This is a genomic window from Marinobacter sp. P4B1, assembly GCF_001447135.1.
Classification (GTDB): Bacteria; Pseudomonadota; Gammaproteobacteria; order Pseudomonadales; family Oleiphilaceae; genus Marinobacter; species Marinobacter vinifirmus.
Map to the genome: position 1 here is coordinate 311,187 of NZ_LLXM01000010.1, position 24,694 is coordinate 335,880.

Genomic DNA, 24,694 nt, shown 5'->3' on the forward strand with positions numbered 1-24,694 from the left:
TCCTCGGGTTCCCGTTCAGAATGGTACGGCTGGAGGTTAGACCATTGGACGTTTTTGCCGCTGATCGAAAAATGACCTGCGACAATTTTACGTCATAATTGGATGGTAGTGTTCTAGAATCTTATAAATCGTCAATGCAGTGTCTATTACCGTTCGCTCAGGACGGGCAGAGGACCAAGCGGGTTTTCAGGGAAGCAGAACTATGCAAATGGCAAAGCGTTACGTCAGCCGCCTGACACGGCAAACCCTCGCCCTGGTGCTGGCCGGAGGCCGGGGCAGCCGGCTGGAAGACCTCACCAAGTGGCGGGCGAAGCCAGCAGTGCCTTTTGGCGGCAAGTTCCGGATTATCGATTTTCCACTCTCCAACTGTATCAACTCCGGCATCAGCCAGGTGGGTGTGATTACCCAGTACAAGTCCCACTCATTGATGCGACATATCCAGCGGGGCTGGGGCTTTTTGCGGGGCGAAATGGGGGAGTTTGTGGAGCTGCTGCCAGCCCAGCAGCGCATCGAAACCTCCTGGTACGAAGGCACCGCCAACGCGGTATTGCAGAACCTCGACATTATCCGCAGCCACAATCCGGAGTATGTGCTGATCCTGGCGGGTGACCACGTTTACAAGATGGACTACGGCACCATGCTGGCCGCCCATGTGGAGCAGGAGGCAGACGTTACGGTCGGTTGTATAGAAGTGCCCCTGGAAGACGCCAGGGCCTTCGGGGTGATGTCGGTGGACGACAAGCTCCGGATTACCGAGTTTGTTGAAAAGCCGGACAATCCCAAACCCATGCCCGGGCAGCCGGATAAAGCCCTGGCTTCCATGGGCATCTATGTGTTCAGTACCAAAATCCTGTTTGATGAGCTGTTGCGGGACCACGAACTCAGCACACTGTCATCCCACGATTTCGGCAAGGACATTATCCCGTCAATTATCGAACGCCTTCGGGTGTCTGCGTTTCCGTTCCGGGACCCGGTCAACAACAAACCGGCCTACTGGCGGGATGTCGGCACTATCGATTCGCTCTGGCAGGCGAATATGGAGCTGATCGGCGTCAGCCCTGAACTCAACCTGTACGATTCGGAATGGCCCATCTGGACCTACCAGGAACAGATGCCCCCGGCCAAGTTTGTGTTTGATGACGATAACCGGCGTGGCTATGCCGTGGATTCCATGGTGGCCGGCGGCTGTATTGTGTCCGGCGCGCAGGTGCAGCGTTCACTGCTGTTTTCCAAGGTGATTGTCCATTCCTTTTGTACTGTAGAAGACACGGTTATTTTCCCCGATGTGGATATTGCCCGAAACTGCAAAATCCGCCGGGCGGTCATCGACCGGGGCTGCCGGATTCCGGAAGGGACCCGTATCGGCTATGACGCAGAACAGGATGCCAAACGCTTCTACGTATCACCCAAAGGCATTGTGCTGGTAACCCCGGAGATGCTGGAGCAGGACTACCCCCATGGCCTCTGACGACCGCACACCGGTCGTGCTTTGCTGGCACATGCATCAGCCGGACTATCAGGACCAGAGCACTGGCGAATTCCTGTTTCCCTGGGTGTACCTGCACTGCATCAAAGACTACGCCGACATGGCCGCCCACCTGGAAGCCCACCCGGATGCCCGGGCCGTGGTGAACTTTGCGCCGGTGCTGCTGGAACAGATTGAAGAATACCTGGTGCAGATAGAGTACTGGCGACATAAAGGCACCGGTATTGGTGATCCGGTACTGGCAGCCCTGGTGAGCGAGTCCCTTCCGGAGCCCGGTTCGCCCGGCTTCCTGGACCTGATGGATAAGTGCCTGCGGGCCAATGCCGACCGAATCATCAAACGATTTCCCCCTTACCGCAGGTTGTCCGAGCTGGTCGGTTTCTATCGCGCCCGGCCGGATATACAGCGCTACATTTCTGTCCAGTTCCTGGAAGACCTGCTGGTGTGGTACCACCTTGGCTGGATGGGAGAAACCGTTCGCCGGTCTCACCCTGTTATCCGCAGCCTTCAGGAAAAAGGCCATCAGTATTCCCGTGAAGACCGGCTGGCCGTGCTGGATGTCATTGCCGAGTTGTTGGCGGGCATCGGCCCGAGATACCGGCACCTGGAGCAGAACGGGCAGGTAGAACTGGCAATGAGCCCCTGGGCACACCCCATCATGCCGCTGCTGCTGGACCTGAAATCCGCCAGTGAAGCGATTCCTGATATCCGGTTGCCCGAACACGGGCACTACCCCGGAGGAGACCAGCGGGCGGCATGGCACCTGGAAGAGGGCAAGAAAGTGTTCCAGCGGTTTTTCGGCAAACAGCCCACCGGTTGCTGGGCTTCCGAAGGCGCGCTGAGCCAGTCACTGTTACCCCTGTTGCACGATCATGGATTCCGCTGGACTGCCAGTGGTGATTCCGTGATCCACAACAGCATGAAACTGGCCCGAAACAAAGGTGCCGGCGATGGCGGCGGCAGTATCCACCGGCCATTCCGGTTCGCTGAACAGCCGCTGACCGTGTTTTTCCGTGATGACGGGTTGTCTGACCTGATCGGCTTTACCTATGCCGACTGGCACGCCCGGGATGCCGTGGGCGACCTGGTACATCACATGGAGAATATTGCGAAGGACAATCGCAACAACGCCAATGCGGTGATTTCGGTGATCCTGGACGGAGAGAATGCCTGGGAATACTACCCGGAGAACGGCTACTACTTTCTGGACGAGTTGTACCGGGTTCTGGAGAACCACCCGGATCTGCAACTGACCACCTACCGGGATTACCTGGACACTCCGGATTGCCAGCCCGAGGGCCTGCCTCACCTTGTTGCCGGCAGCTGGATTTACGGAACCTTCTCAACCTGGATTGGTGATCCCGACAAAAACCGCGCCTGGGATTTGCTGTGTGAAGCGAAACAGCATTACGACAAGGTGATGGACAACGGCTCGTTAAACGCAGAACAGAAGGCGGCGGCTGCAAGGCAGCTGGGCTTGTGTGAAGGTTCGGACTGGTTCTGGTGGTTCGGGGATTACAACCCGGCTGCTGTCGTGAAAGATTTCGAACACCTTTACCGGCGCCACCTGGTCAACCTTTACGATGCCATCGGATACCCGGCACCACCGAGCCTGTTCCAGCCCCTGAGCCAGGGCGGCGGTGAGCCGGCCCGGGGCGGCGCCATGCGCCCCGGGCACGAATCGGGTGAGGGTGCATGACTCAGGCCCTGCCACCCGTTTCCGTGTTTTCCAGGCGCCGTGCCGGTGTGCTGCTTCACCCGACTGCCTTGCCGGGCAGCCACGGCAAGCTGGGCGAAAGCGCTCGCAGGTTTGTGGACTGGCTCGCAGCGGCCGGTGTAACCGTCTGGCAAACGCTGCCTATCGGGCCGACCCATCCGGATCTTTCACCCTACCAGTCGCTGTCGGCCCACGCCGGTAACCCGGAGCTGATCGACTTCAGGGAACTGCCCGGCAAGCTGGAAAGCCGGGAGATTGACGATGCCTGGCCACAATTTCTGGCCAGCCACAGCCACTGGCTGGATGACTACGCACTGTTTATGGCCATCCGGGCCCGATACCCGGGAACAGCCTGGCCGGACTGGCCCGAACCCCTGCGACGGCGCGATGCCGGCGCACTGGCAGAGTTTTCCCGGGCCAATGAATCAGCCATCGAACAGGTGAAATACGAGCAGTTCCTGTTCCACCGGCAATGGCATGCGCTTCGGCAATACGCCCGGGACCGGGGCGTGCTGATGTTCGGGGACATTCCCATCTTTGTGGCCCATGACAGCGCCGATGTCTGGGCCAATCCGGAGCAGTTCAAGCTGGATGAAAACGGTCAGCCGCTGGCAGTGGCTGGCGTTCCGCCGGATTATTTTTCGCCGGACGGCCAGCACTGGGGTAACCCGCTTTATAACTGGCAGGCCATGGCGCGGGATGGTTACCGGTGGTGGCTCAGCCGCCTGGCCAGCCAGCGGGAAAAGTTTGACCTGTTGCGAATCGATCATTTCCGGGGCCTGCAGGCGTTCTGGGAAATTCCTGCCAGTGACCCCCGGCCGGTGAACGGCTACTGGGTGCCCGGCCCGGGGGATGACTTTCTGTCGGCCTGTTTCCGGGAACTGCCGGACCTTCCCCTGGTGGCCGAGAATCTCGGCATTATCGGCGACGATGTGGAACAGTTGCGCCAGCGTTTCCGGTTGCCCGGCATGACGGTTCTGCAGTTCGGCTTCGACGGCAGCCCTGGCAATCCACACCTGCTGCATAACCACAGGGCAGAAGACCTGGTGTACACCGGAACCCACGACAACGACACCACCCTGGGCTGGTACCACAGCCTTGATGAGCGCACACGGCAACACGTAAACCACTACCTGAGAATTACCGGCGAAGAGGCAGCGCAGATGCCCTGGCCAATTATCCAGGCAGCCATGGGATCGGTCTCCGGGCTGGTGATTGTGCCTGCACAGGACTTGCTGGGCCTGGGCTCTGATGCCCGGTTCAACACCCCCGGCACTATCGAGAACAACTGGATATGGCAGCTTCCGGAGCATTATCAGGAGCTTGTGGATATTGCCCGGCTCAGGGAAACGGTGCAGCTATACGGGCGGTAATGTTGCTCCGGTTATTTATTGATCAGAATCAAGCTGATCAATAAATAAACAGATATAAATGGAGCATGAACAGGTCTAACCTGTATCTGCCACAGAACTAAGGTTTGTGAAAGGGGGCTCGAATGGAACACCGTCTTAGCCAGCGAATTGAAGGGGAGTTGCCTATACTGGTGTACAAGCGTGGTATGCCTGTAGCCACCGGGGCGATAAAAGATGCGTCCAGGCGGGGGCTTTTTATTGTCACCGGCTTTGATGATGTGAGGCTGAACCAGGCCCTGCACTTGTCGTTCCGGTTTCCGGAGAAACCCGAGAAACACCACACGCTGAAGGCCCACGTGGTTCGTAGGGCCGATGAGGGGCTCGGCGTCGATTTTGACAGCGCAGAGAACGACGCAAGGGTCATTTCCGAGCTGATACTCTGGTTGGAAGACCACAAAGACGCAGACGGCCGGGCAACCCTCAGACATCGCAAGATTCACTGAAAACCCGACACGAAAGGAAGAAACAGCAATGGCTAGACTGGAAGGCAAGGTAGCAGCGGTAACCGGCGGAGCATTGGGCTTGGGCCGGGCCATGGTGGAACGGATGGTAGAGCAGGGCGCGGCAGTAGGTGTGCTCGACGTGCTTGATAAAGAAGGCGAAGCCCTGGTGCAGGAACTCACCAAGAAAGGTTTCCGGGTGGCTTACTGGCATTGTGACGTGGCCGATGAAAGCCAGGTGAAAGCAGCGCTGGATGGCGTGGCCGAGCGCTTTGGCAAGCTGAACGTTATGGTGAGCAATGCCGGTATCTCCGGTGCCAACAAGCCGACCCACGAATTGACCGAGGCAGAATGGGACAAAGTTCAGGATATTAACGTAAAGGGTGTGTTTTTCTGCACCAAGCATTCGGTTCCGCACATGCTGAAAGCGGGTGGCGGCAGCATCGTCAACCTGTCCTCCATTTATGGCCTGGTGGGCGCACCGGACTTACCGCCATACCATGCCTCCAAGGGTGCGGTACGGCTGATGTCCAAGACAGATGCCATGATCTACGCCAAAGACCGAATCCGGGTGAACTCTGTCCACCCCGGCTTTATCTGGACACCGATGGTAGAGGGCCACATGAAAACCACCGGAGTGGATCCGGAAGAGGCCAGGAACGCCACCGCCGCCCTGCACCCGCTGGGCCATATGGGCGAGCCGGACGATATCGCCTGGGGTGTGGTTTACCTGGCGTCGGATGAATCCAAGTTTGTAACCGGCAGCGAGCTGGTGATCGACGGTGGCTACACCGCACACTGACGGCTTGAGGCCAGCCCATGACACTTGCCGCCTATTCCATGCGGGCCCTGCCCGACCAGTTGTCGGGGCTTATCTCCCTGGCACTGGACCTGCGCTGGACCTGGCATCACGGCGGCGATCAGTTATGGCGGGCCCTGGACGAAGAAGCCTGGGAAGCCACCCATAATGCCTGGCTGGTGCTCAACGGGGTTGCAGTGGAGCACCTGCAGGCGTTATCCCAGGATCCGGATTTCCTGACTCTCTATCAGGAGCAGGTCAGCCGGCACGAAGAGTTTACCCGGGCTGCGACCTGGTATTCGGATTCCTGCAATAACAAACTCGATGGCGGAATCGCCTGGTTCTGCATGGAATATGGTGTTTCCGAATCCCTGCCTCTCTACAGTGGCGGGCTCGGAGTACTCGCTGGCGATTTCCTCAAAGCTTCCAGTGACCTCGGTGTTCCGGTGATGGCTGTGGGCCTGCTGTATCAGCAAGGATACTTCCGCCAAGCCCTGAACACGGCAGGTGAACAGATCGAATTCCATCCCTACAACGATCCCACCATGTTGCCGGTATCGCCCTTACGGGACAGCAACGGCGAATGGGCGAGGGTAACCGTACCTTTTCCGGGCCGGGAGGTTCGGCTTCGGGGCTGGAAAGGCCAGGTGGGGCGTTGCGAGCTCCTGCTGCTGGACAGTAACGACCCCCGCAACGAACCCGGCGACCGGGGTATCACCAGTGAACTTTACAGTGGCGACCCGGAAAAGCGTCTGCAACAGGAAATGGTTCTGGGCATCGGAGGCTGGCGTTTGCTGGAGCTTCTGGATCGGAAACCGGCACTTTGCCACATTAACGAAGGCCACAGCGCCCTGGCCCTGGTAGAGCGGGCCCACCAGTGGCAACGCAGCCAGCAAACTGATTTCGAAGTCGCCCGCGTTGCCACCCGGGCCACTAACCTGCTCACCACCCACACATCCGTGGCCGCCGGATTCGACCGTTTTCCCCGCGCACTGGCGGCCCTGTACCTGGAACCCTGGCTGTCCGGGCAGGGCAACCGCCTGGATAACCTGCTGGGCATCGCCAATGGCGGCACATCAGACCTGAATATGGCGGGGCTGGCCCTGGGTATGAGCGGCCGCTTCAACGGTGTCAGCCGGATACACCAAAAGGTGACCCAGACCATCTTCCAGCCCTGGTTTGGTCGCTGGCCCACGCCGGATATCCCTGCAGACTACGTGACCAACGGAATCCATACCCCGAGCTGGGATTCTCCGGAATCCGACCAACTCTGGACTCGCGCCTGTGGCAAGGACCGCTGGCGCCAGCCAATGCTCGAACCGGAACCCATGTGCGACGTTGATGACCTGTCTATCTGGGAAATGCGCCGCAGTCAGCGCCGCCGGCTGGTGGGTTATCTGCGCAAACGCCTGCACGCACAACATTGCGAACACAACTACGGCAGCAACCCGGACGCCGCCTGCGGCCTGTTGCTGGATGCAGAAACCCTGACACTGGGTTTCGCACGGCGGTTCACGGCCTACAAACGCCCGGACCTGTTGCTGAAAGACCCGGAAAGGCTCGTCCGGTTGCTGACTAACCGTGACCGGCCGTTGCAGATCGTGCTGGCTGGAAAGGCACACCCGAAGGACAAGGTCGGAAAGGAACTGATCCGGCGCTGGAAAGCCTTTTCGCAGCGCCCGGAAGTGGAAGGCAAGGTAGTGTTCATTGAAGACTACGACCTTGCCGTGGCCGGCCAGCTGATTCAGGGCGTAGACGTGTGGCTGAACACCCCGAGCCACCCCTGGGAAGCCTGTGGCACCAGTGGCATGAAAGTTCTGGTGAACGGCGGGCTCAACCTTTCCCAGTTTGATGGCTGGTGGGCGGAAGCCTGGAACGATCAGGTTGGCTGGGCGATACGGCCCGGGGCCAGCTTTGAAGAACTGGCACTGGATGGCAGCCATGACGACTCGGATGCCCGGGAACTTTATGAACTGCTGGAACAGCAGGTGATTCCGGAATTCTACCACCTGGATGACAAGGGCTTGCCCGGTACCTGGCTGCAACGCATCCGTGCCAGTATGGACCAGCTGACCGCCTGCTATTCGGCTAACCGCATGGTACGGGAGTATGTTTCCGACTTTTACCTGCCGATGGCGGCCCAGGGTAACGAGCGTACTCCGGAAATCGCGGCCGAGCTGGTCGCCAATCGAAAGAACGTCTGCCGGCACTGGCCAAAACTACGGTTTGGTGAACTGACCGAACAGACGGGCGACAACAGCCAGACCTTTTCACTCTGTGTTTACCTGGACGGCCTGGGTCATGAACAACTGGCGGTGGAACTGGTGGCGGAAGCGTCGGAGTTCGGGCCAAGACTGGTGCAACCCATGGCTATGGAGCATGCACTGGAGGGGTCAGAAGACAGCTATCTCTACCGGGCAACCGTGCCCCCGCGCCCGGCAGGCCACTTCACCCCGAGAATCCGGGTAAAGGATGCCCGCCTGAACCTGCCGCTGGAAGACAGCCACATCCTTTGGTACCGCTAGGAATCAGCCGCGCCAGAATCCCGGTGATAACACAATCACCACGCTGAGAATCTCCAGGCGGCCCATCAGCATACCCACCGAAAGAATCCACTTGGCGGCATCCGGCAGCGGGCCGAAGTTACCGGCCGGGCCGATAATGTCGCCCAGTCCAGGCCCAACGTTGGTGAGCGATGTCAGCGCGCCCGACAGCGAAGTGACAAAGTCCAGCTGCAGGGAAGCCAGCAGCACCGTAATAATCAGCAGGCACAGCAGGAATATAAAGGTATAGGCAATCATCGAGGAGATAATCTCGTCGCTGACCGCCCGGCCGTTATAATTCCGGGTAAACACCGCGCGGGGGTGCAACAGGCGCATCAGCTGCTCCCGCAGGATGATCAGAGACAGCTGGAAGCGGAAAATCTTCATACCGCCCGCGGTGGAGCCGGAACAACCGCCGACAAACATCAGGAAGAAGAAGGCAACGAACGCCAGTGGGCCCCAGGCTGAATAGTCTTCCGAGGCGTAACCGGAGGTACTCACCACCGAGGTAACGTTGAACAGGGTGGATACATAGTTATGGAAGGGGTCGAATGCCACCGGCGATACCCACCAGCGGTGCAGCGTGAGCAACAGCGGCACCACCAGCAGAATCGCCAGGAACAGGCGTACCTGCTGATCCCTGAACAGCACAAAGTGCTGGCCGTGCATTTCCCGCACAAACAGGAAGAACGGCAAGCTGCCGAGCATCATAAAGAAAGTCGCTTCCATAAGGATCAAGTCGTTGAACTTGCCCATGGACATATCGGAGGTGGAAAAGCCGCCGGTAGCGATACTGGTCAAACCGTGGTTGAACGCATCAAACAGGCTCATACCGGATAACCAATAGGTCGTTACTGCGATGACCGTGAACACCAAATAAACGAACAGAAGGCCACGGCTGAGGGTTTTCATCCGGGGCAGGGCCTTGTCAGTCCACTCCGAGGATTCGGTCGCAAACAGGCGCATACCGCCCACCCGCAGGAACGGCAGAACGGCAACGAACATACCGATAATCCCGATGCCACCGAGCCATTGCAGAATGGAGCGCCAGAGCAGCAGGTCCCGGTCAAAGTTGTCCAGCCCGCTGAACACGGTAGCGCCCGTGGTGGTAATGCCGGAGGTGCCTTCAAACACCGCATCGGCAGCAGAAATACCGTTATCGCTCAGATAAAAAGGCAGGGACGAGAGCAGGGCGATAATAAACCAGCTGGATACGGTCAGAACAAACATGTATCGGGGCTTGAGCTCCCGATTATTGTTGCGGGTAAGCAGGATACCCAGAATACCCAGCACACAGACGATCGCAGCAGACTCTGCAAACGCCATGGCATTAGGCGCGCCGGAGGGAGTTCCGGCCAGGAGAAACACCGGTAACGTCATGAAAGCACTCAAAAGTACAAACATCACGCTGACAATAAAAATAACAGGATTTAGATTTCTCAAGGTGCGCCCGTACCAGCTGACAGTGAGAGGCCGTCAGGATACCCGCGGTGCCCTGTATCCGCAAGGTAACAGCCCGCGTGGCGCAGGATTACCGGCAAATTAAAACACTGTAAATTCCGGGTAAATGCGGAACCTTACTATGGCCACTGCCGTTGAGTTGGTGCAAGTTGATAACAGGAGTGCAACACAGCTCCGTTTTTCACCAAGGAGAAACGCTATGACTATCAAAAAGAATGTTCTGATTGCGTCTGTGGCTACGGCCGGCATTGCCATGGCTGGCGCCGCATCGGCCCAGGATATGTACAAATCTGGCGTTGGAGGTTTGTATGCGGGTGCGAATTACACGTTTATGAACGCGGATTTTGACGGAATTGGTGATGCCGACGCGGGCACACTGTCCGGCAAGGTTGGTGTAATGGCCACCGAATACTTTGGCGTGGAAGCGCGCGCGGGCTTTGGTGTAGATGACGATACCGTTCGGGGCGTTGACGTTAAACTGGACAACTTCTTCGGCGGCTACGCTACCTTCAACATGGTAAATGAGAGCCCGATTACGCCTTACGGGGTGCTGGGTTTCACCCGTATCGAAGCTGAGGCAGGTAATGCCAAGGACGACGACTCCGACTTTTCTTATGGCGCTGGCGTGAACTTCGCCTTCGCCCCGAACCTGTCCGCAAACCTGGAGTACATGCGTTACTACGATGATAACGATGTAACCGTGGATGGCCTGGGCATCGGCATGCAAGTCAATTTCTAACCCCGCGCCCAACGCACAAAGCCCGCCGGAAGCCTCTTCCCGCGGGCTTTTTCATGCTCAGCCGTTAATAAAGGATCCGAGTAACAACACCCCGCCATAGCCCAGCGTATAGGCGGCCAGCAAGTGCAGGGCGTAGCGCATGTAGGTGCCAAAGGTGAGCCCCTGGATCTTGCTCATGGCCACAATGCCTGCGGCAGAGCCGATCACCAGCAAAGAACCGCCCACGCCCACGGCGTAGGTAAGCCCCATCCATTCCGCAGGGCTCATATCAATCCCGGATTTCAGCAGTGCAGCGGTCAGCGGAACGTTGTCGATAATGGCCGAGAAAATGCCCATCAGATAGTTGGCGTAGACCGGCGGCAGTACGTCATAGATGGCAACCAGCGAATCCAGCGCGTGGATTTCCTTGAGCATACCCACCAGCAACAGAATACCGAGGAAAAACAGCAGGGTTTCGAACTCGATCACCCGAATGTATTCCAGGATCGGGTCCAGGTCTTCGTCGCTGCTCATGAACCGGGACACCAGGAACATGATAGAAAGACCGAACAGAAAGGTAAGAACCGGCGGGATGCCAAACAGGGCATTTCCGCTGATGGTGCCGATAATGGTCGCCAGGAACAGAATCGCGATGATCACATCAACCTTTCGCACTTCATTGGAGCTGGCTTGCAGCGTTACCGTTCCGGACAGCCCGCCGGAGAGGAACACCGCCAGGATAAATACCGTGATCGAAGCCGGGATGGCCAGTGTCAGCAATGTCAGAATCTCTACCTTGTCGGCCAGGAAGATCATCAGCGTGGTTACATCGCCGGTAATCAGCGAGACACCACCGGAGTTCACCGCAAACACAACCAGAACAATAAATTGCAGGCGTTTCTTGAGCTCAAGGTTCAGGGACAGGATCAGTGAGCAGGAAACGAGGGTAGCGGTGATGTTGTCCGCCAGGGACGAGAACACAAAACAGAACAGCCCGGTGAGAAACAGCAACCGGCGTTCCGTCACTTTGCGTGGCATGATCAGGTAGATCATGTTCTCGATCATGCCTTTCTTGTTCAGGTAAGCCACGAAGGTCATCGCCGCCACCAGGAACAACCAGAGCCCGGCAATCTCGGCAATACTTTCAGACAGCCCGGCAGAGACCGCGGCAGTTTCATCCTGGCTGCCACTGAAAAGAAACAGCAACACCCAACTCAGGGTGCCAAAAAACAGGGTCGTCTTTGCCTTATTAACGTGGATGACTTCTTCGAAAATCACGCCAAGAAGCGCAAGTACCGCAACCGCAATCAGAACAGCATCAAGAACTGGCATCTCAGGATCCTGAACCGCAGAAAAGGAATAGCTGCCCGTGAATGAGCCGCCGGGAAAGTCGTTGGCGATTCTATACCTGTATGGCGCTTATCACAAAGTGTGAGTGGGCAGATCCCTATACTACATTTAACATAATATACATTATGCGCAGTGAGGTATGGAGGTATCTGCTCAAACAGGTAAGCCCTTCATGTCGTCAGAATGGCAAACACAGGCCCCGCCGTATTTCACAGAAATGCCTCTAAAGCCTCAATCAGGCCCTGGTGGGGATTCTGCACACGCAGCCGGCCACTTTCCAACTCTGTGATAACGGTAAAATGCAGAACAACCTGGCCGGCCATCACAATCTGCACGGGCTGGCCGAGGTTTGCCCTGGTCATTTCGTGGAGCTCAGTTCGGCCCTGGTCGTCGAGAACAATCCATAGAAGCCCGTCTTCCGAGATTGACGCTTTCTCTACCCGTTCGACGGGCACAGAAAACTCGACGACCGCAGGTTGTTCATCCCATAGCGTCTCTGCACCTGAAATACCTGGAAACGCAAACAGGCACACCGAGAACGCAGCGGCGGTTACCAATCCCGATAAGCCGTTTTTTATATCCATAACTCGCTGTGAAACTCCATTATCGTCGCATCAACTGAAGCAGAGAAATTCCTGAGGCGCCGAAACGCTTGAGAGATACTGCATGAAGAGTTGGCGATAAATCACTGAATTGTTTACACTCTTTGGCATGTCCAATATTTAGGAGTATTGGACATTTCAGGCTTCCCGACCGTACAACACAATTCGCAAACAAGGCTGCCCAGATGAACGCCAGGCCCGGATTTCCCGGTTTTCCGCTGTTTGACACCGCTGATCTCATCCACGAACAGGCCGAGCTTGCGCTGTATCCCGATCTGCGTGCGGCGCTGGATGCGGTGCCCATTAACCCGGACAAAGCCCGTCGGGACTTCTACACGGCCCGCCGTTTCCTCGAAAAATACAGCGATGTTGCCGGAACATACAACCGTTTTCGAAGCGAAATCCAGCGTTTTCTCAACTACACCTGGCTGATTGCCCGCCGTCACCTTGCCCAGGCAGACAGCGACCTGATCACAGGCTACTTTGCCTTTTTGAAAACCCCTCCGGCTCCCTGGATATCCAGTGGGATCTATCCGGCATTCGTCTCTCAGGCAGACCTGCGTCGCTCCAACCCGGACTGGCGACCCATGGCGCTCCGATCCAAAGCCGTACAGGCGCCCTACTCCGTTACCCAAGCCAGCCTGAACGCCAGCCGCACGGCACTGCAGACCTTCTTCAAGTATCTGGTGGCCCAGGATTATCTGTCAAAAAATCCGCTGATTGATGTCCGAAAGCGTGACCGGAACGCCAAGCCCAGCCTGAACCAGGACCGGGACGCCGAAGTGCGGCGGCTGACGGACTGGCAATGGTCGTTCCTGCTGGAAACCCTCACTGAATTGGCGGACAGCAACCCGAAATTCGAGCGTAACCTCTTTGTGATCGTCACCATGAAAAGCCTGTTCCTGCGGGTCAGCGAACTGGCACCGCGGCCGGTGGACCGGAACCAGGTGCGCACCCCCTGCTTCGGTGATTTCCGCCGAACCATTGTCGATGGCGAACCCTACTGGGTTTATTCGGTGTTCGGTAAAGGCGACAAAACCCGACAAGTTACCCTGCCAGACGCCTACCTGGATTACCTGAAGCGCTGGCGAGGCCATCTGGGCCTGCCTTCTCCGTTGCCGGTGCCCGGAGAATCCACGCCTATTCTGCCGTCAGCGAAAGGTAATGCCATCGGAAAACGACAGGTGCAACGCATCTACGAGCAGGCAATGGTTGCCACCGCAGACCGGATGGAGCGCGAAGGCTATCTGGATGAAGCCAGGCAAATGCTGGCGATTCGCTCCGAAACCCACTATCTGCGCCACACCGGAGCAAGCCAGGCCATCGAGGCCGGGGCGGATATCCGCCACATCAGTGAAGAGCTCGGCCACGCCAATGCCACCTTCACGGAATCCGTCTACGTAAACTCGGAACAGGCCCGCAGGCGAACAGAAGGCCGTCGCCGGCGGGTGTAACTGCTGGTTCTGTTAAACGATGCCCAGCGATTGGTTTACCCCGTCACGAATTTCGCGGTAGCGCTCGGCATCGTTGGCAAGGATTTCCAGGTTATCTTCCGGAAAGATTTCTTTTAGCTTGCTCCTGGCTTTCTCTGTGTTTAACCGCGCCGGCATCAACTGTTCCAGTGCGCGCAACATCACTTCCGGCGAAACCGAGGCTCCGGGCGATGCACCCAGCAAGGTGCCATAGGTCTTGTCGCTGGAGACGATTATCTCCGTGCCCATCTGCAGGTCGCCATCTTTAATGATCTGTACCCGCTGCCCGGCTTCCACGGCTTGCCAGTTGAACTTGTCACCAAGCCCGGGGGCGAACTTCTCCAGCGAATCCAGCATGCTCTGCTCGCCTTTGAAGGTCTCGGAGACCAGGTATTTCACCAGTGGGAAGTTCTCCATGGCCACGTTCAACAGGCCCGGAATGTCGTGCAGGCGCATGGAGCGGAGATAGTCAATAAAGCCCCGGCCTTTCTCAAGAACCGGTTTAAAGGAGGCAAACGGCCCGAATAACAGGTAATGCTGGCCATTGGCCACCCGCAGATCCAGGTGCGGAACAGACATCGGGGGGGCGCCCACTTCGGCCCGGCCATAGGTTTTGGCGCGGTATTGGTCAGCCTGCTCCGGCGTAACCGGCGCCTGCAGGAAACGGCCACCCACCGGGAAGCCGGCGAAACGCCTGGCAAACGGCAAATGGCTCCGTTTCAGTAGCGGGAAGGCGCCACCGCCGGCGCCAACAAACAGTACATCAGCTTTATATTGGGTGGCCGTACCGTTGCGCTCGGTTTCCAGCAACCAGCTGCCGGCCGGGCTGCGGTGTGCACGCTTTACGTGTACACCGTACTCAATGGCCACGCCCAAATCCCGGGCAGCGTACGAGGCCATTTGTTCTGTCAGAGAGCCGAAGTTCACATCCGTGCCGGTTTCAATTACCGTGGCAGCCATCTTTTCATGGCGAGGCCGGCCCTCCATGGTGTAAGGGATCCAGCTTTTTATCTCATCAAAATCATCGGAATACCGCATACTTTCGAAGAAATGATGGCCGGACATTTCCTTGTGCCGAAGCGCCAGCTCTTCGATGAAGGATTCCGAGACCAGGGTGCAGTGCTTGGTCTGGTTGATGAACGTGGTGGGGTCTTTAATGGCACCCTTTTCTACCAGGTACGCCCAGAATTGCTTGGCCACGTTAAACTGGGCGTGGATCTTCAGGGCCTTTTCAACGGAGATAACCTCACCGTCTACCGGGGTGTAATTCAGCTCACAGTTGGCTTCGTGACCGGTACCAGCGTTGTTGAATACCCAGGAGTTCCCTGCCCCCGGGCCATCCAGCCGTTCCAGTATGGTGATATCCAGCTCGGGTGCCAGTTCCTTTGCCAGTGTGGCAAGGGTGACACCCATAATGCCTGCGCCGATAACAATTACCTTCATAGCCTGTGCCCGCCCGAGTCGGTTGTAGGAGTTTGTTCATCAAAGCCTTTTGGCCAGTGTACTCCTACTGCTGCATGTGCTCTACATCCTCACGGGCATCACGCAAAAAGGACTCCACGGTTTCTCCGGGCAGCAGCAACTGCTGTTCTATCATCGAATCCCGCCAGTCAGACTCTGCAAAGATGCATCGGTATTCGTTCGGGAACTCTACATAAAGGCGTTTGAAATACTCCCTTGCCCGCACCTTGTTCGGCTCTTTGCGGCGGGATTCCAGTACAGCCATGTTGTACAGCGCCCCGGCCCTGACCTGGTCCGGCTGGCTATCATCTTTGTAAATCCGTTCAAGGCGGCTGAGCACTTCATTCACACCGGTCAGCCGGTATTCCCTGAGGATCTCTGTGGCGGATTCCATCACCCGGTCTTCGCCGTGCCGGCAGGGTGAGCTGGCATGGTCCTGCACATACTGGTCGACGGCCCGCTCTACTTCATGACGGTGTTTGTGGTCCTGCTTCTGTTCATACACAAAGCCGGTACCCACGCCGGTGGCGATGGTGCCGGGCATGCAGCCGGCTACCATCCCGGCCAGGGCCAGGGACCCGGCAACGCCGAACGCCCTGAGAGATTTCATCTGTGTCATCTGGTCATCCCTGATGGTCTGGATTACGTAGGTTACAATCGACGAATGTCGGGTAACATACGGTAACGGTCATATCGTACCGGTACCGTGACCCCTGTATTAAAACCGAAAAAGAGTAATCGAATGGCAAATACCAAAGCATACGCGGCCACTGCACCGGATTCCGGCCTGGCCCCCTACGCCATTGACCGCCGGGAGCTGCGGACCGACGACGTAGCCATTGAAATCGACTACTGCGGTGTCTGCCACAGCGATCTCCACACCGTCGAGAACGATTGGGGCGGCTCGAAGTACCCGGTTATTCCCGGGCACGAGATTGTGGGCCGGGTAACCGCCGTGGGGCCGGATGTAAAAGGCTATAAAGAGGGTGACCTGGTGGGCGTGGGCTGCATGATAGACAGCTGTCGTACCTGTTCCGCCTGCGAATCCGGGCTGGAGCAATATTGCGATGAAGGCTCTACCATGACCTACGGCAGCCTGGACCGGCACGACGGCACAGTTACCCACGGTGGCTATTCGGAGAGAATCGTGGTCAGCGAACGCTTTGTGGTTCGCGTACCGGAGAAACTGGACCCGGCCGCCGCCGCACCGATTCTGTGTGCGGGCATCACCACCTACTCGCCCCTGAAGTACTTCAATGTCGGCAAGGGCCACAAGGTCGGCGTTCTGGGCATGGGCGGCCTTGGCCACATGGGTGTGAAATTCGCCAAGGCGCTGGGCGCGGAAGTGACTATCTTCACCCGCTCCGAGGCCAAGGTGGCGGAAGCGAAGAAGCAGGGCGCAGACCATGTGATCATCTCTACCGATGAGGCGCAGATGAAGGCAGCGGCCAACTCCTTCGACTTCCTGCTCGACACCATTCCGGTAGCCCACGACCTGAACCCTTACCTGAAATGCCTGAAGCATGATGGCACCCATATTCTGGTGGGCCTGCTGACGCCGGTTGAGCCAGCGCTGCAAGCCGGGCTTCTGGTAACCAAGCGCCGGGTAATCGCCGGATCGCTGATCGGCGGCATGCCCGAAACCCAGGAAGTTCTGGATTTCTGCGCCGAGCACGACATCACCTGCGACATCGAGATGCTGGACATCCGCAACATCAATGAAGCCTACGAGCGCATGAAAAAAGGCGACGTGAAGTACCGTTTCGTGATTGATATGAATACGCTCAAACAGAGCTGATCAGCCCGCCGAAAGCGCCCGGGCGGGAAATATTCTGCCCGGGCGGTCTTTGACAATCCGCTAATAACCAATCCGGTTGCAAAGGGTTAGCATGGGTCTATTGTTATCGACTCTGACCCTGGACAAGCCGAATGACCTTTGCACGCATTGCCGGAACCGGCTCCTACCTGCCGGACAACATTGTGACCAACAAGGACCTGGAACAGCGGGTAGATACCTCTGACCAGTGGATCCGTGAACGCACCGGCATCGAACAACGCCATATCGCCCTGCCCGGCCAGACCACCGTAGACCTTGCCGAACAGGCTGCCCTGAGGGCTATTGAAGCCGCGGGCATCGATGCCAAAGACATCGACCTGATTGTGTTTGCTACCACCACCCCCGACAAGGTCTTTCCCAGCTGCGCCTGTATTCTGCAGGCCCGCCTTGGCATCGAGGGCTGCCCCGCGTTCGATATCCAGGCCGTGTGCAGCGGCTTTGTGTATGCCCTGGCCACTGCGGAAAAGTTCATCCGTACCGGCTCCAGCAAAAAGGCGCTGGTGATTGGAGCCGAGGTATTCTCCCGCATTCTCAACTGGGACGATCGGGGCACCTGCGTATTGTTCGGCGATGGCGCCGGCGCGGTCATTCTGGAGGCCAGTGAAGAAACCGGCATTCTGTCTACACACCTGCACGCAGATGGCCGCTATGAAGAGCTGCTGCACGTGCCCTGCGGTGTCGCCAATGACTTCGACGCAGTCAAGGCCGGCAAGGCGTTTGTGGAGATGAAGGGTAACGAAGTGTTCAAGGTAGCGGTAAACACTCTGGGCCGGATCGTCGATGAAACCCTCGAAGCCAACCAGATGGAAAAATCCGACATTGACTGGCTGGTACCGCACCAGGCCAACCTGCGGATTATTTCCGCCACCGCCCGCAAGCTCGGTATGTCGATGGACCAGGTTGTGGTCACAGTGAACCGCCATGGCAACACCTCGGCCGCCTCTGTGCCCCTGGCGCTGGACGAAGCCGTTCGGGATGGTCGCATTCAGCGGGGCCAGGTGGTGTTACTGGAAGCGTTTGGCGGTGGCTTTACCTGGGGTTCCGCCCTGTTGAAATACTGACCCATATTCCCCAAAGTGCTTTGATTATTTATTTTTAGTATTTTTAGTTCTTAGAAGCCTTTGCTAAATTGCTCCTCAGATTCACTGATTCCAATCTGAGGAGCTTTCCATGAAACACCTGCTAAAAGGATTTGCACTGGGCGCTGCCCTGCTCTCCGCCCAACCAGCCCTTGCCGCTGACCGGGAGCTGCTCAATACCTCCTACGATATTGCCCGCGAGCTGTTCGCCGCCTACAACGTGGAATTCAAGAAGCACTGGCAGGAAAAGACCGGTGAAACCCTTGAAGTTAACCAGTCTCACGCCGGTTCTTCCAAGCAGGCCCAGGCCATTATTCAGGGTCTGAAAGCCGATGTGGCCACCTTCAACCAGGTGACCGACATCGATATTCTGCACGAACGCGGCAAGCTGATCCCCGAAAACTGGGCCGAGCGCCTGCCCAACAACAGCTCCCCCTACTATTCCACCATGGCGTTCCTGGTTCGCAAGGACAACCCGAAGAACATCCAGAACTGGGATGACCTGGTTCGCGAAGACGTTGCCCTGGTGATGCCGAACCCGAAAACCTCCGGTAACGGCCGTTACACCTACCTGGCCGCGCTGGGTTATGCCCAGGACACCTTCGGCGACGATCAGGACAAGGTTGACCAGTTCCTGGCGGATTTCCTGGGCCAGGTACGGGTATTCGACAGCGGCGGCCGTGGAGCCACCACCACCTTCGTTGAGCGTGGCATTGGCGATGCGCTGCTGACCTTTGAATCCGAAGTACTCAACCTGGCCGACCGTCTGGGCGATGAGTACGAAGTGGTCACCCCCAACGTGAGCTTCCTGGCCGAGTTCCCGGTCACCTGGATTGATGACTACGTAAGGCAGAACGGCACCGAAGAACTGGCGAAGGAATACCTGACCCATCTGTATTCTGAAGAATCCCAGCGCCTGCTGGCCGGCTTTAACTACCGGGTTCACAATGAGGTTGTGAAAGCCGAGAACGCCGACCGCTTCAAGGAGCTCAAGCTCAAGTCCATCGATGAAATCGCCGGTGGCTGGGAAAACGCCATGAAGGTTCACTTCACCAGTGGCGGCAAACTCGACCAGCTGCAGCGTCGGCGGTAAGAGGCGAGCATGTCGGTATCCGCTCAAGCAGGCGCCGCCCCCGTGCGGCGCTTTGCCGGTCGAAGCAAACGGGTGTTACCGGGGTTTGGTCTGAGCCTCGGTATTTCCCTGTTCTTTGTCAGCCTCGTGTTGCTGCTGCCCCTGACCGGGCTGGTCGTGGAAACCTCCGGCATGACCTGGGATCAGTTCGTATTCACCATCACCGATCCCCGGGTGATCGAATCCTACAAGGTGACTCTCTGGACTGCGCTGGCAGCCTCGTTGTTCAACGGCCTGTTCGGGTTGCTCCTGGCCTGGGTGCTGGTGCGCTATGAATTCCCCGGCAAGCGGCTGATCGATGCGGTTGTCGACCTGCCCTTCGCCCTGCCCACGGCGGTTGCCGGCATCACCCTAGCTACCCTGTTCGCCCAGAACGGCTGGTATGGCCAGGTGCTGGCAAAAGCCGGTATTGAGGTTGCCTTTACCCCGCTGGGTATCGTGGTTGCCATGGCCTTCACCAGCATTCCGTTTGTGGTGCGCACCGTTCAACCGGTTCTGGAAGAGCTGTCTCCGGCGGATGAAGAGGCCGCTGTCAGCCTTGGTGCCTCCGATGCCCGGGTTTTCCGGAAAGTGATTTTCCCGTCCCTGTGGCCAGCCCTGGTGACCGGCATTGCCTTGTCATTCACCCGCAGCCTTGGTGAGTTCGGCGCCATTATCTTTATTGCCGGCAACACCCCCTATCTCAGCGAAGTGACCAGCCTGATGATCTTCGTGCGCCTGCAGGAATACGACTACGCCGCCGCCAGTGCCATTGCCTCTATGGTCTTGTTGGTCTCCCTGGTGCTGCTGTTCGCTATCAATCTGTGGCAAGGCCGGTATCTGCGCCGGCTGGAGGGTCGATAGATGTCGGCGGAACAGCACAGAGTCGGTGACCAGCCCTGGGTTCGCCGAAGCCTGATCGGCCTGGCGGTGAGCCTGACCGTGATCCTGCTGGTCATTCCGGTGGTGGTGATCTTTACCGAAGCACTTAGCGCCGGCTGGAGCACCTTCAGCGATAACATTCTGGACGAATACAGCCTGCACGCCATCGGGCTGACGCTGCTGGTAGCCCTGCTGACGGTGCCACTGAACCTTGTTTTCGGTACCGCACTGGCCTGGGCCGTTACCCGGTTCCGCTTTCCCGGCCGCAAACTGCTGATCACCCTGATTGATATTCCGTTTGCCGTGTCTCCGGTGGTGGCCGGTTTGCTTTACCTGCTGCTGTATGGCCGCAACGGCTGGCTGGGTGGCTGGCTGAGCAGCCACGATGTTCAACTGATGTTTGCCTGGCCCGGCATTGTCATGGTCACGGTGTTTGTAACCTGCCCCTTCGTGGCCCGGGAACTGATTCCTCTGATGCAGCAACAAGGCAGTGAAGAGGAAGAAGCCGGCGTGGTTCTGGGCGCATCCGGCTGGCGGATTTTCCGCAAGATCACCCTGCCCAACATCAAATGGGCACTGATTTACGGCGTGGTGCTCACCAACGCCCGGGCCGTGGGCGAGTTTGGTGCAGTGTCTGTGGTGTCCGGCAATGTTCGCGGACAAACCAATACCTTACCGCTGCATGTTGAACTGCTTTATCAGGATTACAACGTGGCCGGTGCGTTTGCCGCGGCCTCGCTGCTGGCGGCTATCGCCATACTGACACTGATCGCCAAGGCCATTGTGGAATGGCGACAGTCCCGAATTGAACACCCGGCGCCGAAAACAGGAGGTGCATGATATGAGCATCACAATCGATCGCATCAAGAAATCTTTCGGCAAGTTCCAGGCCCTGAACGATGTCTCTCTGGATATACCGGAAGGCAAGCTGACCGCCCTGCTCGGGCCATCCGGTTCCGGCAAGACCACGTTGCTGCGGATTATTGCCGGGCTGGAATCGTCGGATTCCGGCCGGGTGCTGTTTGGTGGCGACGATGTCAGTAACCTGCACGTTCGGGACAGAAACATCGGTTTCGTTTTCCAGCACTACGCCCTGTTCAAGCACCTTACGGTCGCCCAGAACATCGCCTTCGGCCTGGAATCCCTGCCCCGCAGGAGCCGGCCCTCGAAGCAAGAAATCAACGAACGGGTAGCGAAACTGCTGGAAATGATTCAGCTGCCACAGCTGGCAGACCGCTATCCGGCCCAGTTGTCCGGTGGCCAGAAGCAGCGTGTCGCGCTGGCGCGGGCCCTGGCTACCAAGCCACGCATCCTGCTGCTGGACGAGCCGTTCGGCGCACTGGACGCCAAGGTGCGTAAGGATCTGCGCCGCTGGCTGCGTGCCTTGCACGATGAATTCCACTTCACCAGTATCTTTGTAACCCACGATCAGGAAGAAGCACTGGAACTGTCTGACCAGGTGGTCGTAATGAGCCAGGGCAAGGTTGAGCAGGTGAATAGCCCGACTGGTCTGTATGCCCGCCCGGAAAGCCGCTTTGTGTTCGACTTCCTGGGCCATGTAAACGTGCTGTCCGGTGTGGTGAAGGGCCAGAGCCTGGTGCAGGGCAACGCGCGGGTAGCCCTGCCCGGTGTGATGAATAACCAGGAAGCCCAGTTGTACCTTCGCCCCCACGAAGTGCAGCTGGCTAAGGCCCCGGTGGCCCACGCCCGCTTGCCGCTGCGGATTGAAGCCATCAGCCTGATTGGTTCGGAGGTGCGTATCGAGCTGGCTCCGGAAGGCTGGGAAAGCAATGAAATCTGGGAAGTGGGCATGAGCCATGGCGAGTTTGCCCGCCATAACCCCACCCGGGGTGAATTGTGGTACGCCATCCCTGCGGTGGGCCACCTGTTTGCCGGAGACAGCGCCCAGCCGGAAACCGTCGACTGGCACAATACTGCCCACGCCAGCGCTGCCAATATGTGAGCGTTCCGGCCATCGGATCTGATTGAAACAGTCTTTTGGTTCCGGCGTTAGCCGGTTATAGTCGTGTCATATAAAAACAAACGTCCAGGAAGCAGTATCCATGACACGACGCCGGAAACAGCAGCACAAATCCCCTTCGGTTATTATCATCGGCACCGGTTTTGGTGGCATTGGCATGGCCATCCAGCTGCAGAAAGCGGGTATCCGCGACATTACCCTGCTGGAAAAAGCGGGGGCCGTGGGCGGAACCTGGCGGGACAACACCTACCCCGGTGCCGCCTGCGACGTGCAATCGCACCTGTATTCCTACTCGTTTGAGCCCAAACACGACTGGACCCGGAAATTCGGCACCCAGCCCGAGATTCTGGATTACATCGAATCCTGCGTTCGCAAACACAACCTCGAGTCCCTGATCCGCTTCAACCAGACGGTGGAATCCGCCGAGTTTGATGAACAGACCAACCAATGGCAGATAACCACCGGCGCCGGCGACACTTTCCGGGCCGATGTACTGATCACCGCAACCGGTCAGCTTAACCGCCCTGCCATGCCGGATATTCCCGGCCTGGAGGATTTCGGCGGTGAGAGTTTCCATTCCGCCCGCTGGAACCACGACATCAACCTGGAGGGCAAACGGGTTGCCGTCATCGGCACCGGCGCCAGCGCCATCCAGTTTGTGCCGGAAATCACCGCGAAGGCGGCCCATTTGGACCTTTACCAGCGCTCTGCCGCGTGGGTGCTGCCCAAACCGGACAAAACCTTCACCCCGCTGGAACAAACACTGTTCGCAAAGCTGCCCCTGTGGGACCGGCTGTATCGCGGGATGATTTACCTGAAGAATGAAGTGCGCGCCCTGGCGTTCACACGTTTCTCGGGGTTACTCGAGTTCTTTGCCAATCGCGCCCGCAACGAAGCGCGCCGCTGGGTAACTGACCCGGACAAGCTCGCCGAATTGATTCCGGAATACCGGATTGGCTGCAAGCGCATCCTGATTTCCAACGACTGGTACCGGGCCGTAAACGAGCCCCACGTGAACCTGATTACCGGTGGCATCACCCGGTTTGACGAAACGGGCGTGGTGTCAGAAACCGGTGAACACCGGCCTGCGGATGTGATCATTTTCGGCACCGGCTTCCGGGCCACCGAATTCCTGTCGCCCATCCACATTACCGGTCGCAACGGCGTGTCCCTGAACGAGGCCTGGGCCAATGGCAGCAAGGCATTCAAAGGCATCACCGTAAGCGGATTTCCGAACCTGTTCATGTTGTATGGCCCCAACACCAACCTGGCCCATAACTCTATCCTGTACATGCTGGAATCCCAGTTCCGCTACGTGTTGAGCGCGCTCAGGGCGCTGTCCCGCTATCCGGGGCAGGCAATGGATGTGCGGGAAGACCGCCAGAGCCGTTACAGCCAGGTGGTACAAAGAGGGCTGGACGGCAGCGTGTGGGAGGCCGGCTGTACCTCCTGGTATCTGGATGAGCACGGTCGCAACACCGTGAACTGGCCAGGCTTTACCTTCAGTTACCGCTTTGCCACACGGTTTGTAGACACAGCCGACTACCAGTTCCTGAAACCCCGTTCCGAAAACCTCTGATCCCCACTCAAGCCGATGCCCTGCACGGCTTGAACTTATCACCAATTCATAGGATGATTGGTTCATCATATTGAGGGATGATCCACAATGCTCAAACCGATCCGAAAAGGCTCCCTGGTGGAAACGGCCATTGAAAGCCTTCGTCAGAATATTGAAAGCGGTGAATGGCCAGTAGGCACTCGCTTACCTGTAGAAGCAGAGCTTTCGGAGGCTCTGGGTATCAGCCGTAACACCATCCGGGAAGCGGTCCGGGTACTTGTTCACGTTGGCATGCTGGAAACCCGTCAGGGCGACGGTACCTACGTAAGGGCCAATCGGGATGCCGGAGAGACTCTCCGGCGCATTGCCCGCAGCAAACTGGCGGAGCAGATAGAGGTTCGGATCATGCTGGAAACCGAAGCGGCCAGGCTCGCCGCCGCGCGGAGAACCGAGCAGGATCTGAAGGCCATGACCAGTGCCCTGGACGCACGGGCTGCCGCCGGAGAGCGGGTTTCCGAGCGCATACAGCACGACGAGCACTTTCACCACGCGCTGGTACGGGCGTCCGGCAATTCGGCACTGATTGAGCTCTACGACTACTTTTCCCACGCCGTCAGTCAGACCATTGAACAGACAGAAACCGACTCGGACCTTCCGGAACCCACCCAGGAAGACCATGAACTGCTGCTGGCGGCTATCCGCCGTAAAGATGCAGCCAAGGCCGAAGCGCTGTCCCGCGCCCTGCTCACCCCAAGCCTGAAAGCCCTGACCGGGGAGGATTAAGC

Annotated in this window: 22 protein-coding genes; 17 read left to right on the top strand and 5 right to left on the bottom strand. The window is 58.0% G+C overall.

What is annotated here, in order from left to right:
• Nucleotides 1–208: 208 nt before the first annotated feature.
• The 6 genes from glgC (at nt 209) to glgP (ending at nt 8,379) form a co-directional block, all read left to right on the top strand.
• Complete coding sequence (gene glgC / locus AQ621_RS07560; RefSeq protein ID WP_227508263.1) at nt 209–1,468, top strand: glucose-1-phosphate adenylyltransferase; 1,260 nt, start codon at nt 209–211, stop codon at nt 1,466–1,468.
• The gene (locus AQ621_RS07565) at nt 1,458–3,185 is read left to right on the top strand and encodes a glycoside hydrolase family 57 protein (protein ID WP_058340936.1); all 1,728 of its coding nucleotides are present in this window, start codon (nt 1,458–1,460) and stop codon (nt 3,183–3,185) included. Before glgC ends, AQ621_RS07565 begins: the two co-directional genes overlap by 11 nt.
• Nucleotides 3,182–4,576: a 4-alpha-glucanotransferase gene (malQ, locus tag AQ621_RS07570; RefSeq protein WP_058340937.1), complete on the top strand. Its 1,395-nt coding sequence runs from the start codon at nt 3,182–3,184 to the stop codon at nt 4,574–4,576. The genes AQ621_RS07565 and malQ overlap by 4 nt, the downstream gene beginning before the upstream one ends.
• Before the next feature lie 122 nt (nt 4,577–4,698).
• Nucleotides 4,699–5,058 carry a PilZ domain-containing protein gene (locus tag AQ621_RS07575; RefSeq protein WP_022988256.1) on the top strand — a complete coding sequence of 120 codons (360 nt, stop codon included), beginning with the start codon at nt 4,699–4,701 and terminating at the stop codon, nt 5,056–5,058.
• A gap of 28 nt (nt 5,059–5,086) precedes the next feature.
• Nucleotides 5,087–5,857: an SDR family NAD(P)-dependent oxidoreductase gene (locus AQ621_RS07580; protein ID WP_058340938.1), complete on the top strand. Its 771-nt coding sequence runs from the start codon at nt 5,087–5,089 to the stop codon at nt 5,855–5,857.
• 17 nt (nt 5,858–5,874) lie between these two features.
• Entirely contained in the window at nt 5,875–8,379 is a 2,505-nt protein-coding gene (gene glgP, locus AQ621_RS07585; protein ID WP_058340939.1) for an alpha-glucan family phosphorylase, read from the top strand.
• A gap of 3 nt (nt 8,380–8,382) precedes the next feature.
• Here the strand turns inward: glgP and AQ621_RS07590 are convergent, their stop codons facing one another.
• Entirely contained in the window at nt 8,383–9,801 is a 1,419-nt protein-coding gene (locus AQ621_RS07590; protein WP_058340940.1) for a TrkH family potassium uptake protein, read from the bottom strand.
• Between AQ621_RS07590 and AQ621_RS17680 the strand changes: the two genes are divergently transcribed.
• Together AQ621_RS17680 and AQ621_RS07595 are read left to right on the top strand one after the other, a co-directional pair.
• Nucleotides 9,776–9,943 (top strand): hypothetical protein, encoded by a 168-nt coding sequence (locus tag AQ621_RS17680; protein ID WP_173637036.1) that lies wholly within the window; start codon nt 9,776–9,778, stop codon nt 9,941–9,943. The genes AQ621_RS07590 and AQ621_RS17680 overlap by 26 nt on opposite strands.
• Nucleotides 9,944–10,057: 114 nt before the next feature.
• Nucleotides 10,058–10,597: a porin family protein gene (locus AQ621_RS07595; RefSeq protein ID WP_058340941.1), complete on the top strand. Its 540-nt coding sequence runs from the start codon at nt 10,058–10,060 to the stop codon at nt 10,595–10,597.
• A gap of 57 nt (nt 10,598–10,654) precedes the next feature.
• On the opposite strand, the gene nhaD is transcribed toward AQ621_RS07595, so the two are convergent.
• The gene (gene nhaD / locus AQ621_RS07600; RefSeq protein WP_058340942.1) at nt 10,655–11,908 is read right to left on the bottom strand and encodes a sodium:proton antiporter NhaD; all 1,254 of its coding nucleotides are present in this window, start codon (nt 11,906–11,908) and stop codon (nt 10,655–10,657) included.
• Between the two features lie 227 nt (nt 11,909–12,135).
• Nucleotides 12,136–12,510, bottom strand: coding sequence for a hypothetical protein (locus AQ621_RS07605; protein WP_058340943.1), 375 nt, complete (start codon nt 12,508–12,510; stop codon nt 12,136–12,138).
• Between the two features lie 203 nt (nt 12,511–12,713).
• On the opposite strand from AQ621_RS07605, the gene AQ621_RS07610 reads away from it, so the two are divergent.
• On the top strand, nt 12,714–13,982 hold the full coding sequence (locus AQ621_RS07610) for a tyrosine-type recombinase/integrase (RefSeq protein ID WP_058340944.1): 1,269 nt from the start codon (nt 12,714–12,716) through the stop codon (nt 13,980–13,982).
• A gap of 12 nt (nt 13,983–13,994) precedes the next feature.
• Here the strand turns inward: AQ621_RS07610 and AQ621_RS07615 are convergent, their stop codons facing one another.
• Together AQ621_RS07615 and AQ621_RS07620 are read right to left on the bottom strand one after the other, a co-directional pair.
• Complete coding sequence (locus tag AQ621_RS07615; RefSeq protein ID WP_058340945.1) at nt 13,995–15,443, bottom strand: malate:quinone oxidoreductase; 1,449 nt, start codon at nt 15,441–15,443, stop codon at nt 13,995–13,997.
• 64 nt (nt 15,444–15,507) lie between these two features.
• Complete coding sequence (locus AQ621_RS07620) at nt 15,508–16,080, bottom strand: hypothetical protein (RefSeq protein ID WP_058340946.1); 573 nt, start codon at nt 16,078–16,080, stop codon at nt 15,508–15,510.
• A 123-nt stretch (nt 16,081–16,203) separates the two neighbouring features.
• Here AQ621_RS07620 and AQ621_RS07625 point away from each other — a divergent pair, with 123 nt between their 5' ends.
• The 8 genes from AQ621_RS07625 to AQ621_RS07660 all read left to right on the top strand — a co-directional run bounded on the left by AQ621_RS07625 (nt 16,204) and on the right by AQ621_RS07660 (nt 24,692).
• Nucleotides 16,204–17,259, top strand: coding sequence for an NAD(P)-dependent alcohol dehydrogenase (locus AQ621_RS07625; protein ID WP_058340947.1), 1,056 nt, complete (start codon nt 16,204–16,206; stop codon nt 17,257–17,259).
• 131 nt (nt 17,260–17,390) lie between these two features.
• On the top strand, nt 17,391–18,359 hold the full coding sequence (locus AQ621_RS07630; protein ID WP_058340948.1) for a beta-ketoacyl-ACP synthase III: 969 nt from the start codon (nt 17,391–17,393) through the stop codon (nt 18,357–18,359).
• 109 nt (nt 18,360–18,468) lie between these two features.
• Nucleotides 18,469–19,470, top strand: coding sequence for a thiosulfate ABC transporter substrate-binding protein CysP (cysP, locus tag AQ621_RS07635; RefSeq protein ID WP_058340949.1), 1,002 nt, complete (start codon nt 18,469–18,471; stop codon nt 19,468–19,470).
• 9 nt (nt 19,471–19,479) lie between these two features.
• The gene (gene cysT / locus AQ621_RS07640; RefSeq protein WP_058340950.1) at nt 19,480–20,352 is read left to right on the top strand and encodes a sulfate ABC transporter permease subunit CysT; all 873 of its coding nucleotides are present in this window, start codon (nt 19,480–19,482) and stop codon (nt 20,350–20,352) included.
• The gene (gene cysW / locus AQ621_RS07645; RefSeq protein ID WP_058340951.1) at nt 20,353–21,210 is read left to right on the top strand and encodes a sulfate ABC transporter permease subunit CysW; all 858 of its coding nucleotides are present in this window, start codon (nt 20,353–20,355) and stop codon (nt 21,208–21,210) included.
• 1 nt (nt 21,211) lies between these two features.
• Complete coding sequence (locus tag AQ621_RS17900) at nt 21,212–22,333, top strand: sulfate/molybdate ABC transporter ATP-binding protein (RefSeq protein ID WP_058340952.1); 1,122 nt, start codon at nt 21,212–21,214, stop codon at nt 22,331–22,333.
• 100 nt (nt 22,334–22,433) lie between these two features.
• A complete protein-coding gene (locus AQ621_RS07655; protein WP_058340953.1) occupies nt 22,434–23,930 on the top strand; it encodes a flavin-containing monooxygenase in 1,497 nt (498 codons plus the stop codon).
• An 87-nt stretch (nt 23,931–24,017) separates the two neighbouring features.
• Nucleotides 24,018–24,692, top strand: coding sequence for a FadR/GntR family transcriptional regulator (locus AQ621_RS07660; protein ID WP_058340954.1), 675 nt, complete (start codon nt 24,018–24,020; stop codon nt 24,690–24,692).
• Nucleotides 24,693–24,694: the final 2 nt, after the last annotated feature.

What these genes read in the sequence shown, in the direction of transcription:
- AQ621_RS07660 (WP_058340954.1), top strand. Translation starts at nt 24,018, where the DNA reads ATGCTCAAACCGATCCGAAAAGGCTCCCTGGTGGAAACGGCCATTGAA.
- glgP (WP_058340939.1), top strand. Translation starts at nt 5,875, where the DNA reads ATGACACTTGCCGCCTATTCCATGCGGGCCCTGCCCGACCAGTTGTCG.
- AQ621_RS07575 (WP_022988256.1), top strand. Translation starts at nt 4,699, where the DNA reads ATGGAACACCGTCTTAGCCAGCGAATTGAAGGGGAGTTGCCTATACTG.
- AQ621_RS07605 (WP_058340943.1), bottom strand. Translation starts at nt 12,510, where the DNA reads ATGGATATAAAAAACGGCTTATCGGGATTGGTAACCGCCGCTGCGTTC.
- AQ621_RS07590 (WP_058340940.1), bottom strand. Translation starts at nt 9,801, where the DNA reads ATGTTTGTACTTTTGAGTGCTTTCATGACGTTACCGGTGTTTCTCCTG.
- cysP (WP_058340949.1), top strand. Translation starts at nt 18,469, where the DNA reads ATGAAACACCTGCTAAAAGGATTTGCACTGGGCGCTGCCCTGCTCTCC.
- cysW (WP_058340951.1), top strand. Translation starts at nt 20,353, where the DNA reads ATGTCGGCGGAACAGCACAGAGTCGGTGACCAGCCCTGGGTTCGCCGA.
- AQ621_RS07620 (WP_058340946.1), bottom strand. Translation starts at nt 16,080, where the DNA reads ATGACACAGATGAAATCTCTCAGGGCGTTCGGCGTTGCCGGGTCCCTG.
- AQ621_RS07565 (WP_058340936.1), top strand. Translation starts at nt 1,458, where the DNA reads ATGGCCTCTGACGACCGCACACCGGTCGTGCTTTGCTGGCACATGCAT.
- AQ621_RS17680 (WP_173637036.1), top strand. Translation starts at nt 9,776, where the DNA reads ATGAAAGCACTCAAAAGTACAAACATCACGCTGACAATAAAAATAACA.
- AQ621_RS07595 (WP_058340941.1), top strand. Translation starts at nt 10,058, where the DNA reads ATGACTATCAAAAAGAATGTTCTGATTGCGTCTGTGGCTACGGCCGGC.
- AQ621_RS07655 (WP_058340953.1), top strand. Translation starts at nt 22,434, where the DNA reads ATGACACGACGCCGGAAACAGCAGCACAAATCCCCTTCGGTTATTATC.
- AQ621_RS07625 (WP_058340947.1), top strand. Translation starts at nt 16,204, where the DNA reads ATGGCAAATACCAAAGCATACGCGGCCACTGCACCGGATTCCGGCCTG.
- glgC (WP_227508263.1), top strand. Translation starts at nt 209, where the DNA reads ATGGCAAAGCGTTACGTCAGCCGCCTGACACGGCAAACCCTCGCCCTG.
- AQ621_RS07615 (WP_058340945.1), bottom strand. Translation starts at nt 15,443, where the DNA reads ATGAAGGTAATTGTTATCGGCGCAGGCATTATGGGTGTCACCCTTGCC.
- AQ621_RS17900 (WP_058340952.1), top strand. Translation starts at nt 21,212, where the DNA reads ATGAGCATCACAATCGATCGCATCAAGAAATCTTTCGGCAAGTTCCAG.
- AQ621_RS07630 (WP_058340948.1), top strand. Translation starts at nt 17,391, where the DNA reads ATGACCTTTGCACGCATTGCCGGAACCGGCTCCTACCTGCCGGACAAC.
- AQ621_RS07610 (WP_058340944.1), top strand. Translation starts at nt 12,714, where the DNA reads ATGAACGCCAGGCCCGGATTTCCCGGTTTTCCGCTGTTTGACACCGCT.
- malQ (WP_058340937.1), top strand. Translation starts at nt 3,182, where the DNA reads ATGACTCAGGCCCTGCCACCCGTTTCCGTGTTTTCCAGGCGCCGTGCC.
- cysT (WP_058340950.1), top strand. Translation starts at nt 19,480, where the DNA reads ATGTCGGTATCCGCTCAAGCAGGCGCCGCCCCCGTGCGGCGCTTTGCC.
- nhaD (WP_058340942.1), bottom strand. Translation starts at nt 11,908, where the DNA reads ATGCCAGTTCTTGATGCTGTTCTGATTGCGGTTGCGGTACTTGCGCTT.
- AQ621_RS07580 (WP_058340938.1), top strand. Translation starts at nt 5,087, where the DNA reads ATGGCTAGACTGGAAGGCAAGGTAGCAGCGGTAACCGGCGGAGCATTG.